Consider the following 13,795-nt stretch of genomic DNA (forward strand, 5'->3'; position numbering starts at 1 on the left):
TTTGTTTTTTATTTCTTTATATAGGCAAAAAAATGAAAGGAACGCCGTTTTCTTGGTTAATTCAATTGGTTGCAAACCAACGCCGTAAGCTTTTATCGTCTATGGTATTAGCCGTTGTTTATTCTTTACTTACGGTAGTACCATATTTTATTATTTATCATTTGGTTGATGGATTTATCAATGATGCTATTGCTGACTCCTATATTGTCTGGCAATTAGTTTTACTTGCTACGATTGCATTAGTGATGAAAATGCTGTTGCAACTAGCATCTGGATTATTGTCGCACAAAGCCGCTTTTCAACTATTATTTGAAATACGCCAACAAATTATTGATAGCGTAGGGCAGTTATCATTAGGTGAAAGTAATAAACAAGCTGCGGCATCAATGAAAAAAATTATTTCAGATGATGTCGACAGAATTGAGACTTTTATTGCCCATCATTTACCAGATATGGCTGCTGCGATTGTGAGCCCTTTAGTTGCTTCACTGCTCTTGTTATATATCGATTGGCGATTGGCACTTATAGCTCTCTTACCTTTACCTATCGCTTTGGTTTTACAAGCTCTTATGTTCAAAGGCTTCAACGTTAGAGTAGATGAGTACCATAAAGTCGTTTCCAATTTGCATATTAGTGTTGTCGATTTTGTAGCATCTATACCTGTAGTAAAAGCGTTTAACATGACGGTCGATTCGCATCAAAAATATCGAGATGCAGTGAATGAGCATCATAAACTGGTGACGAATTGGTTATTAGATACAAAAACGCCAGCATCTTTATTTAAGTTATCGCTTGATCTTGGTTTGCTCTTTTTATTACCTGTTAGTGTATGGTTATACGCTCAAGGTGATTTAACGCTATCGACATTATTTATTTTTATATTACTGGGCGTGGGGTTGATGGAACCTCTTTACAACCTTATTCAATTTGGTGGTATGTTCAGTGAGATGCTAAAAGGTGTTGAAAAGATAAAATACTTCTGTGAAATAACTCCTCAGAGTGAGGGCTCTCAACAGCAAACTATAGCACATACTGGTATCACTTTTGATCATGTAACGTTTCGACATAATAAAGCGATTAAAAGTACTGTCGATGATGTTTCTTTTACTGCTTTGCAAGGAAAAATTACCGCTATTGTAGGGCCATCTGGCGCGGGTAAAACAACAGCGGCTCAGTTGATTCCTCGATTTTTTGAATACCAGAGTGGTGAGATCACTATCGGTAATAAGTTGATAACAGATTTTCCATTTGATCAGTTGATGTCGCTTGTTAGTTTTGTTTTTCAGGATGTTTATATTTTTGAGCAGACTATCAAAGAAAACATTCGCATGGGTAATGATGAGCTTTCCGATGAAGACATAGTTAATGCAGCGAAAGCAGCTTGTGCTCACGAGTTTATTTTGTCATTACCAGAAGGCTACGAGACGATAGTTGATCAAGGGAGTTTAAGTGGTGGGCAAGCTCAAAGAATTGCGATTGCTCGGGCTATAGCTAAAGATTCGCCTATTTTGATCCTTGATGAAGCAACGGCTTATGCTGATGCGCGCAATGAAGTTCGCATCCAGCAAGCAATTTCAAGTTTAATGCGAGGCAAAACAGTATTAGTTATTGCGCATCGTTTAAATACGCTTACTCATGTCGATAAAATTATTGTTATGGATAAAGGTAAAAAAGTGTCAGAAGGTACACATGGTGAATTGCTAGAAGGCTGCGAGCTATATCAGTCCATGTGGGAAGCACACCAAGAAACTAAAGCTTGGCACTTTGGGCAATCATCAAAGGGTCAAGAGACTATGACAGTGTCAGAGGGTGTAGAGTCATGTTGAGAATAAATACCTTAAAGCGTTTAACCGGTACGTCTCTGAAAGGTTTAAATCGAACTGTATTTCTGACAGTGCTTGATGCTTTCTTTGCTTCTGCTCCCTATGGCTTTCTTTATTATATTCTGCTGGATATGTTAGCCGATAAGCCAGATATACAGCATCAATTTTTGTTGGTGATCGGATGTGCTGTCATGATGATCATACGGGCCCTATTGGCACGAGTCATTCACGTGAACATTTCTCTTATTGGTTTTGATGCAGGAAAGCAAATTCGTCAGCGTTTAGGTGACCATTTACGGAAAATGCCAATGGGTTTTTTCCAGCGTTCTGATTTTGGCAGTGTTAATAACACCTTGCTAAAAGACATTGATATGATTGAGCGGATTTTTACTCATTTGTATGCACCAATTATAGCCACTGGTTCAGTATTGTGCTTTTTTGCCTTAGGCCTGATAGCTAAAGATTGGCGAATGGGGCTGGCCATGATGTCAACCTTGCCATTAGCTTGTTTCGCTTACTTACTAACGCGAGCTTACGCTAGGAAGTGGCAGAGTCACATGCAGCATTTGATGCATCAACTGAATGATGCCGTAATGGAGTATATGAATGGCTTAAAGGAACTCAAGTCACATAGCATGATGGGGAAAGCTTTTTCACGCTTAAATGATGTTTTAACATCAACACGTAATCAAGCCTTAAAAGCTGAGAAGGCTGCTGTATGGCCTGTATACAGCTTTAATGTACTGGTGGAGTCAGGCTTAATTGTGTTGCTGGTTGTACTTACTTGGGCTTGGTTAGAGCGTACAATAGCTTTACCGGAAGTATTATTATTTTTGATTGCAGCAGTCCGTTTTTTCAGGCCATTACTTAACATGTCAATGTTTTTGGCTGAGCTAAATTATTTAGATCTGGCTGTAAACCGAGTTGATGAAGTGTTGTCATTACCTACTATGCCACATGGTCAAGGCCGACCGCAGATTTCAAATATGGCGATCACCTTTAATGATGTGAGTTTCACTTATCCGGGTTCAAAAGATCCGCTTTTTGATAGTTTAAACCTAACTCTCCCTCACAATAAAGTAACCGCACTTGTCGGCCCATCAGGCTCAGGTAAATCGACAATTGCGTCATTGATAGCTCGTTTTTGGCAGCTTGATTCAGGCTCAATCTCAATAGGAGAACAAGGAAGTCAGGTTGATATTGCAAGTATGCAAGTAGAGCATTGGCTTCAGCATGTCAGTATTGTGTTTCAATTGAATTATATTTTTAATGACACACTGGCGAATAACCTTCGTGTTGCTAAACCAGGTGCGACAGATGATGAATTGTGGCGTGTTATAGAGCTCGCGAAACTCAAAAATTTAGTGTCAGAGATGGAAAAGGGGCTTGATACCGAGATTGGTGCTGGTGGTGTACACTTATCAGGCGGTGAAAAACAGAGACTTTCAATTGCTCGTGCACTTCTTAAAGATGCGCCACTTGTTATCTTAGATGAAGCCACAGCCTCTCTAGACCCTGAAAATGAGCGAGATATCCAGGTTGCAATGCAAGCTTTAGTTCAGAATAAAACCGTACTTGTAATAGCTCATAAGTTATCAACAGTTCAATACGCTGATCATATTGTTGTTTTAGACTCAGGGAAGATCGTTGAGCAAGGGGGGCACGACACTTTGCTGCAAAATAAACTTCTTTATAATGAGCTTTGGAACCTTCAACAGCAAGCTCAAAGTTGGCACTTTATTTCGTAGTTTTCTGTTGTTGAGAGAAAGCTGGCAAGATAACGTTTTGCCAGCTTTTAGTTTCTTGGTTTATACAAGCATAGCGTTGTGATCTCATTTCTCTTGGTGTCATAGCGATAGTTGCACGTGATAATTTTGTTGATGTTAAAGTTTTTGTTAAGGTTCGTGGACGTAGAAAAGGTCAGGATTGATTTGTGATGATTAATATTGACTAAATTAACAGCATCAAAATTGACTATTTCCATAATATGTGGGTATATAGCTTTGTATATGCTCTCTTTAGCCGAAAATAACAATGTAGTGCAATATTCATTAGAGTAATTAAGCTTCTTCAATAGCAATAATTCTGTTATGTCAGCAATAAGTGGTTGGATGCTTTTGCTCTGTTGCTGAGACATTAAAGTCTGGATATCGATACCAAATGAAAGGTTGTCGTCTGAGTGTTCTTTTTTACCCACTATTGCAATAGCACTATTATCGGTATGAGATATTGAACCTGTTAATCCACAAGGCCATTTTGGCGAACGATCTGCGGATATTGGAACATCGATTGCGTAACCCAAATTCTTTTTTATCAAGTACTTGGTGCATATCCGACCTGCCAAAAACTCCCTCTTTCTTTTGGGTACGGACTCTCTGACTAAATTTGGATATTCAATATCAAAGTGAAAAAATAAGTTTTCCCTAAATTTATCTGGAGAAAAACTAATTCTCATTATATCTAAAGATTTACCTTGATAATCAAAATTAAAAAATTTGAAGTCATTAATAAATTCTGATGATAAATTTTCCATTACTTTAAGGTTATGACCAAATTACTTGTTGCAAATAATTATCATTTACTTTCTTTTATATGTAAAGCATAATTTAGTTTCTCAGAAACCATACATTAATTTACCTATTGAACAGAAATGAAATTAAGGACTTTTATGGAAAGCTGCAATATTAAAGGTGAGAGTGAGAATTTTAGATCTAAACAAAGCAATGTCTTTTTTGTCATTATTTGTAGTCTGTATTTTGTTCAGGGTATCCCTATTGGTTTAACATTCCATGCTATTCCTACACTATTAAAAACACTCGGTTTACCACTAGAATTGATCTCAATGGTACCGCTCGCTGGAATTTTTTGGGCCATTAAATTTTTGTGGGCGCCATTAGTGGAAAATAATTGGCTAGGCTCTCTTGGGCGAAGAAAGTCATGGATCATACCTATGCAATTGGTGATGGTAATGACACTGATAACATTAGCGATGATTAACGTTACTGAACAGAACTTGGCCATAGTGACATTATTACTCGCGATCATTTCTATTGTGGGAGCGACACAAGATATTGCGACCGATGGTTTAGCAGCTGATCATACAGAGAAGTCACAACTCGGTTTAGTGAATGCGATTCAGGTTTCAGGAATTATTATCGGGATGTTAATTGCGGGCCCGTTTGCAATGGTTGCCTTTGAATATGTTGGGTATCGGGTGACTTTACTACTATTGGCCGCAATAGTGTGTGTATGTCTAATACCAATTATCACTTGGCAAGAGCCGAAAGTGAAGCACAGCAGTACAACAGCAAAAGCATCCCTTCTCAAGTTTTTCAAAGCCCCAAGAGCGACTTCAACTTTGGTACTATGTTCATGTGCCACTTTGTGTGGAGTCATCACAATGGCGCTGTCAAAATTTATCTTGGTTGACTTATCTTGGTCTATGTCGCAAGTAGGAATGCTAACAGGAGTTGGTCATTTGCTAGTAATGCTTGTAGGTTGTTTCATTGCTAGCAACCTTATAAAGCGTTGCGGATATCGTTCAACATTGCTGTTCGGCTTGCAGTTGGTTATGTTCGGTGGTTTTCTTTGGATAGCGATCGCCGAGGATTGGCTTTTGGGTGCATGGTGTGTGTGGTTAACATCTGTCATTGTAGGTTTGGGGATGGGTTTTATTGCGGTAAGCACCTATACATATTCAATGCGTTTTTCTCAGCAGACTTTGCAGCCTGCAACAAACATTGCTTTCTTTCAGGGAACACAGACTTTTGGGGAGATAGTCTTTTCTTCTGTAGCCACAAGTTTAGCGGGGGTTAGTGGATATAGTAGTGCTTTGGTGCTCGGAATAGTGATTGCATTGTCTTGCTTATTTGCAGTGCTGAAATCAACTCATTATCGCCACTGGAGTGATGCGTACAATGACTGAGTTTAATCAATATTTGAGCAAGTGAGCAAACGCCATAGACTGAATACGTATTGTTCTCTAGGAGCACATTGCGCTCGGCTTGGACGCCAGAGCGCAGTTTTAAAGTTGGAGTTATTTGAGCTCGTATCTAACGAACGTAGTTCGCATCAACGCTGACATACCAGTGTTGAAACTTACCGTCAGATTTTTCAATCCACAAATCGTTGGTGTAGCTCTCTATCTTGCCGTTTACCGTTAACTTGAATGTGTTCTCATCAAAGTCGCCAAGCTTCACAAACTGATCGGTTGTGACTAGGAATGGGTCCATGTCGTCAACGCCAACTACATCTGAAATCACATAGTAGTGGTAAGTAAATGGCTTGCTCGCATCATTTGGATTACTGCGGTACGCCACAAGCTTGAACGGTTCCGTCAGTGGGACATCGAGAGTTTGCTTGTCTATGGTCGCGGGGATTGAAATAAACAACCAAGCCGTGAATAGACCGCAAGCTAAAATCATCAGTAGAAAAAGAGTCTTAATTGCTTTCATGGCAACCTTTAAAATAGGTAATGTTGAAGGTGCTATGGTAACAGGTTTGATTTGTTGATTGTAAGAGTATGAATAAGTGAAGGCGACACCACTCTGTTAGGAAATTTGAACAAATTGACGCACTGTTCATAACTTAGGTTTCAGACGCTTTCTATCTAAAAGCGCCTGGGTAAATTAGTGCGCGTGGCCTTGTGATAGGTTGATCAACATGACCCCTGCGGCAACAAACCCCATGCCAATCCAAACTTTTGTGTCTAGGTGTTGGCTGTATACGAAGCTCGAGATTAAGCTCACCGTCAAAATTGCTAATCCAGCCCATAAAGAGTGCACCACACCAACTGGCATCTCTTTCATGGCTTGGCTTAAGAATAAAAATGCCGCCAAGTGGCCTGAGATAACCAGTAAAGCTGGGACTGGTTTAGATAAACTCAATCCATCGGTGGCTTTAAGTGCAACGTGAGAAAGTGCTTCAGCCATTACGCCCATCATCAAGAAAAACCAGCTCATATTCGTACCTTTATCTTTGTATTGTTTGTGTTGGTATAGCAAGAGTGTTTGAAAGTGGTAATTGGTGCTAATCGCGGATTAGCTCATATTGCAGGCACAAAAAAGCCCGCACCTCACGCTTTTGCAAGGTGCGGGCTAAATAGGTGTGACTACTTGTTTAGGTAAGCTGCGTGGAACTCAATGTGCTCATCAATAAAGCTAGAGATGAAGTAGTAGCTGTGGTCGTAACCAGGCTGCATACGTAGCTCTAAATCAGCATTGTTTACTTTCGCGGCTTCAACTAACTGTTCAGGTTTTAGTTGTTCAATTAGGAAGTTGTCCGCTTCGCCTTGGTCAACTAACATTGGCAGCTTAGTGCCTTTCGTTTTTAGAAGCTCAGAGGCGTCGTACTGTTTCCACTCTTCAATATCTAAGCCTAGATATTGGTTAAATGCTTTTTGGCCCCAAGGACATTGCATTGGGTTACTGATTGGGCTGAATGCCGAGATAGAACGGTAGCTATCTTCGTTCTTGATGCCAATCGTAAGGGCACCGTGTCCGCCCATGCTGTGACCAGAAATTGATTTCACTGATGTCACAGGGAAGAAAGACTCAATCAGTGCTGGAAGCTCTGTTACCACGTAATCGTACATGTGGTAATGGCTGTCCCATGGCGCTTGAGTGGCATTCACGTAGAAGCCAGCACCTTGGCCTAAGTCGTAGCTTTCATTGTCAGCAACGTTCTCACCACGTGGGCTTGTATCTGGTGCAACAATAGCGATGCCTTGCTCAGCTGCAGCTCTAAATGCGCCGGCTTTTTGCATGAAGTTTTCATCGGTACAGGTTAGGCCTGATAACCAATACAAAACAGGAACTGGGTTTTCTTTGCTTGCATTTGGTGGCAAGAAAATCGCGAAACGCATATCGCAGTCAAGCGTTGCAGAAAAGTGGGTGTATTGTTTGTGCCAACCACCAGCAACCTTTGCTTGGCTAATGTTTTCGATTGTCATTTATTGTGCTCCGTTAGGTTGATGGTTTCGGAATTAATGTATTTGATTTTCTATAGCTTAAGCTAGAGGTTCACCACCCACCGGGCAGGAGGTGGTGAAGACAGTTTCGCTCTGATTTTTAAGTCAGAACTGTGGTCTCGACACCTAAGTGCCGAGACCAAGGAGAATTATCTGTCCATGTGTAAAACAGTACGGATAGATTCACCTTTGTGCATTAGGTCGAATGCGTCGTTTACTTCGTCAAGGCTCATTGTGTGAGTAATGAACTCTTGAAGACCAAACTCACCCGCCATGTAACGGTTTACGATTTCTGGTAGCTCAGAGCGGCCTTTAACACCACCGAAAGCAGAACCACGCCATACACGACCTGTTACTAGTTGGAATGGACGAGTTGAGATCTCTTGACCTGCGCCTGCAACACCGATGATTACAGATTCGCCCCAACCTTTGTGACAACATTCAAGAGCTTGACGCATCACGTTTACGTTACCGATACATTCGAATGAGTAATCAACACCACCGTCTGTCATCTCAACGATAACGTCTTGGATTGGCTTGTCGAATTTCATTGGGTTGATGCAGTCAGTCGCGCCAAGTTGTTTTGCAAGCTCGAATTTGCTCTCATTGATATCAACACCGATGATTTTGCTTGCACCAGCCATACGAGCACCGATGATTGCAGAAAGGCCGATACCGCCTAGACCGAATACAGCAACTGTGTCGCCTTTTTCAACTTTAGCTGTGTTCAGTACCGCACCCATACCTGTGGTTACGCCACAGCCTAGAAGACAAACTTCCTCAAGAGGTGCTTCTTTAGCTACTTTCGCTAGTGAGATTTCTGGAAGTACAGTGTACTCAGAGAAAGTAGAACAACCCATGTAGTGGAAGATTGGCTCACCGTTGATAGAGAAACGGCTTGTGCCATCTGGCATTAGGCCTTTACCTTGAGTTTCGCGAACCGCTTGGCAAAGGTTAGTTTTGCCAGACTTACAGAATTTACATTCGCCACATTCAGCTGTGTAAAGTGGGATAACGTGGTCGCCAACTTCAACGCTTGTTACGCCTTCGCCAACCATTTCAACGATACCGCCACCTTCGTGACCAAGGATAGAAGGGAAGATACCTTCTGGATCGTCACCTGAAAGAGTGAATGCGTCAGTGTGACAAACACCAGTAGCAACGATACGAACAAGTACTTCGCCAGCCTTTGGCAGTTCAACGTCAACCGTTTCACGCTTTAGCGGCTCACCTGCTTTCCAAGCGACCATTGCTTTAGATTGGATATGAGTTTGACCAGGTTTGATTTCGATAGTCATTGGATGCTTCCTTTATATGTCAGTACAGCGGATAACTTTGCAATTAAGTTCAACTCGTTAAGCGTAGTCGAGCTTAATTGTTTCCGCTCTCTCGTTTTGTTGGAGCCAGTATATGCTTGGTCACAGGTTTTGATAATCCCCTCAAATAGAAAATGATTATTACCCATTTGTAATAATCAATGGAGTTTGAAGGGGGAGAGTGAAAGGAAATGTGTTGCTAAGAGAATCTATCGAGACGCTAAATAGTAACTAAGTAGAAGGGACATTTACTGGAAATAAATAGAGCATAAGCTTGCCGCCTATTTTCTAGTTGTAGGTTTGAACATGCTTTTTTCTCTTCCACCTCCTGTAATACTATCACTCGCCATCGTGCTTGAAGTTGTTGCCACTTCTCTATTACCTAAAACGCAGCAGTTTACTTCTTTGCCCGCGAGTGCCGCGGTATTGGCTGGCTACGGCTGTGCTTTCTACCTGTTGTCTTTAACAGTGCAAACCATCTCTTTGGGTGTGGCGTATGCGATTTGGTGTGGGGCAGGGATCGTGTTAGTCGCAGCACTGTCTTGGCTGGTCTACGGGCAAAAGCTCGATATCTACGCAATCATCGGCATCGCTTTGATTTTGGCTGGCGTGGTGATTATCAACCTGTTTTCGAGTTCGGTGAGTCATTAGTGGCTAGATTGTTCTTGCCCCAAAATGTGTTTAGAACGTATGAATTTAGCATGAGAACTATTGTGGCAACAGCTTGCTGGCAAATCGTCTAACACTTATTCGTGCATCTGGCTGGAACATATTTTGCCGATCAATTCATGCTATACAGAAAAATCTGTATTTAGTGATGTAGGTAAGGAACTGTAGAACTTAAAGTATTGTTATTCATAGCAAAACAGATGTATGGTTTTCGTCATCAAGATACTAGACAGAATAATTCTATATTTAAGTACAGAATTATTCTGTCTAATATAGCTGTTATGTGATTGGGGGTTAAAATCGAAAAATTAGCGCACGAGATATGGATATTCGACGGTAGCTCAGTTCAGTTTCTAGGGTTACCTTTTTCTACTCGAATGACGATTGTTCGGCTATCTAGTGGTGAGCTTTGGGTTCACAGCCCAATCAAGTTATCAGAAGCAATTATTGCTCAGATTAGCAGCTTAGGTGAAGTAAGGTATTTGATAGCACCAAATCACTTACATCATCTATTTTTACCTGATTGGCTAGCGGTTTATCCCAAAGCCGAAGTTTTTGGCACTAATGAAGTTATAGCAAAGCGTGGTGATCTATCTTTTAATGGTTCTTTGAACCATAAGCAAAGTTGGGCATGGGGAGCAGACATCGATCAAGTGTTATTTTCGGGTTCCCCCTTGATGGAAGAATGTGTTTTTTTCCATAAAAGTTCAGGTGTCCTTATCGTCACAGACTTGGTTGAAAACTTTTCCGGAAACGATTTCAATTATTGGCAAAGAGTTGTAGCGAAAGGTGTTGGTATTCTCGCTCCTAACGGAAAAATGCCTTTAGATTGGCGTCTAAGTTTTATGTTCGGTAAATCGGATGCTAGCCGACACCTTGATAGCTTGTTGTCTTGGAAACCTCAAATTTTAGTCATGTCCCATGGCGAAATTGTCAAAGAAAATGCAGATAAGTTCTTAGAGCGTGCATTCAAATGGCTTATATGAGCAAGTGGCAAAAAATCACATAACAAAGCATTTAAGATGGATTCTGTTGTTCACCCCTTAATTGGGCGTTGATATGACCCCCACTGTCAATTAAAAACGTAGAAGTTTCTGCTCCCTCATTTCAGAGCCTTTGTTCATTTTGGGATAGTGTTAGCGCATAGATGAAGCGAGTAATGTCGTCGGTTCTCATGCTGATATACGTGGATTGCTCATCGTTTGATGAGTAGAGCCTACCTTACTTGTTCCGTCGTAGCACCTGTCTTCAGTCTATGCTCGTGGTTCAATACAGCCGAAGCTATATTGCCGTCCTAACGCCGTCGGTGTTTATGCCACTCCCGATGCTTTATCCAATGCGATAACACTAATTCTGTCTTCATGCCGGTAAACGAGCGATTCGAGTTCTAGGATCTACGTCGCTAATGACAACTTCACGCGCAATGGCCCAGATGTAAGCGATCATCTCTCTTGCGATGGCGACCACAACGACATTTCGGTGTTTACCTTTTTGTAGTAGTCGTTGGTAACGACGACATAACCTTTGCTGGGCTTGCCAAGCGATATCAACTATCTCTTTAGGCAGCCCTTCTTGCCTTAGTTGCAGCTCTACAGATATGTTCGCTTTATGCTTATAGGTGTGTGCGCCTTCAACGAGTAACCGTCTGGCTCGACTGTTGCCACACTTTGTTAAGCTGCCACGACGAGTTTTACCTCCACTGGAGTTTTCTGTTGGAACAAGCCCAAGGTAAGCCATAAGCTTTCTTGGATGGTGGAACCGCCGTAAGTCACCCAGCTCAGCTATTGTGCCAAGAGCTACGAGTAACCTAACACCCCGCATAGCTTGAATGGCTTTCACAACAGGATAGTATCGCCAGTTTTTGACCTGATGGAGCAGTTCATTATCGAGTCGTTGCAGCCGCTGTATCCGCTCATTGATTGTAATGATCATCTCTTGCAAGACGATTTGTTGACTATGGTGAGGAAGAATGAGGTCGGTCAGCCACCGTAGATGCTTTTTAGACCAGTTATCATTCACCGTCGCTTGGATATTATTGCGAAGAAGAAAGCCTTTGAGTTGGAACTTTGCGTCTTTGAGATCTTTCATTGCCGTTTCTCTGGCACGCGAGAGATCTCGAATAGCTTCATCTTCGGCTTCTGGTACATAGATGGGTGTAAGCTCTTCGGCTTTTAACAGCTTGGTGAGCTTTGCTGCGTCTCGTTTGTCAGTTTTAACTCTATCGCCTGGCTTCTTAGGTATAAGTGATGGAGCGACGACATAGCAGCAGTGTCCAAGGCTCGTAATCAGGCGATAAGTCCAGTAACCACATGGTCCTGCTTCATAGACAAAGTGCAGAGTGGCTTTTGGATACTTGGATTGCAGTTGTCTGGCCAATTTAATAAGCGCGGACTTGTTAGATTTAATACGGCCAAGGTGTTGTGGGTTTGCCCTTCGATGTTCTTGTAAAACAGCGACTTGAATAAATGACTTATGCGTATCTAAGCCAATGAAAATTATGCTATCTTTACTCATGCTAGCCTCCAAATTTAGTTGTTTGACGCACTAATTATGGCTCTGGCTTAAAGCTAACCCACGATATTGGAGGCTAGCACCTTTCGTGGGGGTCATTATGTCTAGGCTACAAAATTAATATAAGGACAAATAATGGATTATTTGAGTATAAATAAAGAAGCATGGGATAAAAGAACCAAGGTACACGTTGAATCGGAGTTCTATGATGTTGCATCATTTAAGTGTGGTAGATGTTCGCTAAATCCAATCGAACTAAAACAAGTAGGGAATGTTCAAGGAAAGTCTCTATTGCACCTACAGTGTCATTTTGGTCAAGATACCTTGTCTTGGGCTCGCTTAGGTGCAGAGGTCACAGGTGTAGATTTATCTGCTAATGCAATCAAGCATGCTAATTCACTGAAGCAGGCTTTGGATTTAAAAGCGGATTTTATTGAAAGTGATGTGGTTCAATTTGGTCATGAAAATAAACAACAATTCGATATCGTATTTACTTCATACGGTGTGTTGTGTTGGCTACCCAACTTAGTTGATTGGGCGCAGACTATTGCCAAGTCACTAAAAGTCGGCGGGGAGTTTCACCTAGTTGAGTTCCATACATTTAATGACCTGCTATCTGGCTACCCGTATTTTCCGGATAGCAGGCCTGACGTTGAAGAGGAAGGCACTTATACAGAAAACTGTGATGGTACAAAAACAACTACGGTTACTTGGTCTCATCCAATAAGTGAGGTTATAAACGCCTTAATCGACGCAGGTTTAAAGATTGAGTCTTTCTCTGAGCATCCATATAGCCCATATAATTGTTTTGATGGTTTGGAGTCAGTACCAAACTTGGGATATCAAATGTTGTATAAAGGTCAACAGATTCCTTTGTTATATTCAATCAAAGCGCGAAAAGTCGCCTACAAGGCGTTATAGGAATAAAGGTGGTTATGATAAAAACAGAGAATTTACTTCTTAGTCCCGTTAGTCATGGAGACTTAGATATTTATTCTAAAATATTGAGCTCTGATGAATTAACAAAATTCTTGCCTAAAGGTCAGGCGTATACTGATGCAGAGATTCAGCAGCATGTAGAAAACCGAATTGAACATTGGAATCACGGATTTGGGTCTTATGTGATAAGCCTTAAAAGTGAGCCCAAAACTAAAATAGGCTATGTTGGGGTTGAGCACTGTGAAAATCCAGAGTTCAGCGATATCAGATACGCGTTGGTGTCAGGTTATCAAGGGCGAGGATATGTTTTTGAGGCTGCAAAAGCTGCCTTAGAGCAAACATTTCGTGCCAATAAGCACTCAAAAATTTATGGTGTAGCTTTGAAAGAAAATTTACCGTCATTAGCGATCATAAAAAAACTAGGTATGATCCTTGAGCCAGAAGTTAAGCTTTATGGTGATGTTGATGGTCTTGAAATATATGCGATAGAAAAATTCATATAACAAGATGATTGGACTCCCCATCCCCAATCCGCCTATCTTTTAATAGGAAGCAACACGGGAGTCTGA

13 protein-coding genes are annotated in these 13,795 nt (G+C 41.3%); 7 read left to right on the top strand and 6 right to left on the bottom strand.

Annotated features, from left to right (window positions below):
* Positions 1-32 precede the first annotated feature (32 nt).
* Together BTO10_RS07800 and BTO10_RS07805 are read left to right on the top strand one after the other, a co-directional pair.
* Positions 33-1,826: an ABC transporter ATP-binding protein gene (locus BTO10_RS07800; RefSeq protein ID WP_105024165.1), complete on the top strand. Its 1,794-nt coding sequence runs from the start codon at positions 33-35 to the stop codon at positions 1,824-1,826.
* The gene (locus tag BTO10_RS07805; protein ID WP_004737540.1) at positions 1,820-3,571 is read left to right on the top strand and encodes an ABC transporter ATP-binding protein; all 1,752 of its coding nucleotides are present in this window, start codon (positions 1,820-1,822) and stop codon (positions 3,569-3,571) included. The genes BTO10_RS07800 and BTO10_RS07805 overlap by 7 nt, the downstream gene beginning before the upstream one ends.
* Positions 3,572-3,618: 47 nt before the next feature.
* Here the strand turns inward: BTO10_RS07805 and BTO10_RS07810 are convergent, their stop codons facing one another.
* Positions 3,619-4,356, bottom strand: coding sequence for a 4'-phosphopantetheinyl transferase family protein (locus tag BTO10_RS07810; RefSeq protein WP_105024166.1), 738 nt, complete (start codon positions 4,354-4,356; stop codon positions 3,619-3,621).
* A 117-nt stretch (positions 4,357-4,473) separates the two neighbouring features.
* Here BTO10_RS07810 and BTO10_RS07815 point away from each other — a divergent pair, with 117 nt between their 5' ends.
* Entirely contained in the window at positions 4,474-5,748 is a 1,275-nt protein-coding gene (locus BTO10_RS07815; protein ID WP_105024167.1) for an MFS transporter, read from the top strand.
* A gap of 127 nt (positions 5,749-5,875) precedes the next feature.
* Here BTO10_RS07815 and BTO10_RS07820 read toward each other — a convergent pair whose 3' ends face one another.
* The 4 genes from BTO10_RS07820 to BTO10_RS07835 form a co-directional block, all read right to left on the bottom strand.
* Positions 5,876-6,277, bottom strand: a complete 402-nt coding sequence (locus tag BTO10_RS07820; RefSeq protein WP_105024168.1) for a hypothetical protein — start codon at positions 6,275-6,277, stop codon at positions 5,876-5,878.
* Between the two features lie 174 nt (positions 6,278-6,451).
* Complete coding sequence (locus BTO10_RS07825; protein ID WP_105024169.1) at positions 6,452-6,784, bottom strand: DMT family transporter; 333 nt, start codon at positions 6,782-6,784, stop codon at positions 6,452-6,454.
* Positions 6,785-6,933: 149 nt separating this feature from the next.
* Complete coding sequence (fghA, locus tag BTO10_RS07830; protein ID WP_105024170.1) at positions 6,934-7,773, bottom strand: S-formylglutathione hydrolase; 840 nt, start codon at positions 7,771-7,773, stop codon at positions 6,934-6,936.
* A 167-nt stretch (positions 7,774-7,940) separates the two neighbouring features.
* Entirely contained in the window at positions 7,941-9,089 is a 1,149-nt protein-coding gene (locus tag BTO10_RS07835) for an S-(hydroxymethyl)glutathione dehydrogenase/class III alcohol dehydrogenase (RefSeq protein WP_004737546.1), read from the bottom strand.
* Positions 9,090-9,413: 324 nt separating this feature from the next.
* Here BTO10_RS07835 and BTO10_RS07840 point away from each other — a divergent pair, with 324 nt between their 5' ends.
* Entirely contained in the window at positions 9,414-9,758 is a 345-nt protein-coding gene (locus BTO10_RS07840; RefSeq protein ID WP_105024171.1) for a DMT family transporter, read from the top strand.
* A gap of 317 nt (positions 9,759-10,075) precedes the next feature.
* Positions 10,076-10,762 carry a DUF4336 domain-containing protein gene (locus tag BTO10_RS07845; RefSeq protein ID WP_032554423.1) on the top strand — a complete coding sequence of 229 codons (687 nt, stop codon included), beginning with the start codon at positions 10,076-10,078 and terminating at the stop codon, positions 10,760-10,762.
* Positions 10,763-11,135: 373 nt separating this feature from the next.
* Here the strand turns inward: BTO10_RS07845 and BTO10_RS07850 are convergent, their stop codons facing one another.
* Positions 11,136-12,290 carry an IS110 family transposase gene (locus tag BTO10_RS07850; RefSeq protein ID WP_105024172.1) on the bottom strand — a complete coding sequence of 385 codons (1,155 nt, stop codon included), beginning with the start codon at positions 12,288-12,290 and terminating at the stop codon, positions 11,136-11,138.
* 132 nt (positions 12,291-12,422) lie between these two features.
* Here BTO10_RS07850 and BTO10_RS07855 point away from each other — a divergent pair, with 132 nt between their 5' ends.
* The gene (locus BTO10_RS07855; protein ID WP_004741886.1) at positions 12,423-13,208 is read left to right on the top strand and encodes a class I SAM-dependent methyltransferase; all 786 of its coding nucleotides are present in this window, start codon (positions 12,423-12,425) and stop codon (positions 13,206-13,208) included.
* Positions 13,209-13,222: 14 nt separating this feature from the next.
* Positions 13,223-13,729, top strand: a complete 507-nt coding sequence (locus BTO10_RS07860) for a GNAT family N-acetyltransferase (RefSeq protein WP_105024173.1) — start codon at positions 13,223-13,225, stop codon at positions 13,727-13,729.
* Positions 13,730-13,795: the final 66 nt, after the last annotated feature.

This window comes from Vibrio chagasii, from assembly GCF_002954585.1.
In the GTDB taxonomy this organism is placed as follows: Bacteria; Pseudomonadota; Gammaproteobacteria; order Enterobacterales; family Vibrionaceae; genus Vibrio; species Vibrio chagasii_A.

Excerpts from the sequence above, each read along its gene's own strand:
- BTO10_RS07850 (WP_105024172.1), bottom strand. The coding sequence starts at position 12,290 with ATGAGTAAAGATAGCATAATTTTCATTGGCTTAGATACGCATAAGTCA.
- BTO10_RS07815 (WP_105024167.1), top strand. The coding sequence starts at position 4,474 with ATGAAATTAAGGACTTTTATGGAAAGCTGCAATATTAAAGGTGAGAGT.
- BTO10_RS07805 (WP_004737540.1), top strand. The coding sequence starts at position 1,820 with ATGTTGAGAATAAATACCTTAAAGCGTTTAACCGGTACGTCTCTGAAA.
- fghA (WP_105024170.1), bottom strand. The coding sequence starts at position 7,773 with ATGACAATCGAAAACATTAGCCAAGCAAAGGTTGCTGGTGGTTGGCAC.
- BTO10_RS07825 (WP_105024169.1), bottom strand. The coding sequence starts at position 6,784 with ATGAGCTGGTTTTTCTTGATGATGGGCGTAATGGCTGAAGCACTTTCT.
- BTO10_RS07835 (WP_004737546.1), bottom strand. The coding sequence starts at position 9,089 with ATGACTATCGAAATCAAACCTGGTCAAACTCATATCCAATCTAAAGCA.
- BTO10_RS07800 (WP_105024165.1), top strand. The coding sequence starts at position 33 with ATGAAAGGAACGCCGTTTTCTTGGTTAATTCAATTGGTTGCAAACCAA.
- BTO10_RS07855 (WP_004741886.1), top strand. The coding sequence starts at position 12,423 with ATGGATTATTTGAGTATAAATAAAGAAGCATGGGATAAAAGAACCAAG.
- BTO10_RS07820 (WP_105024168.1), bottom strand. The coding sequence starts at position 6,277 with ATGAAAGCAATTAAGACTCTTTTTCTACTGATGATTTTAGCTTGCGGT.
- BTO10_RS07810 (WP_105024166.1), bottom strand. The coding sequence starts at position 4,356 with ATGGAAAATTTATCATCAGAATTTATTAATGACTTCAAATTTTTTAAT.
- BTO10_RS07860 (WP_105024173.1), top strand. The coding sequence starts at position 13,223 with ATGATAAAAACAGAGAATTTACTTCTTAGTCCCGTTAGTCATGGAGAC.
- BTO10_RS07840 (WP_105024171.1), top strand. The coding sequence starts at position 9,414 with ATGCTTTTTTCTCTTCCACCTCCTGTAATACTATCACTCGCCATCGTG.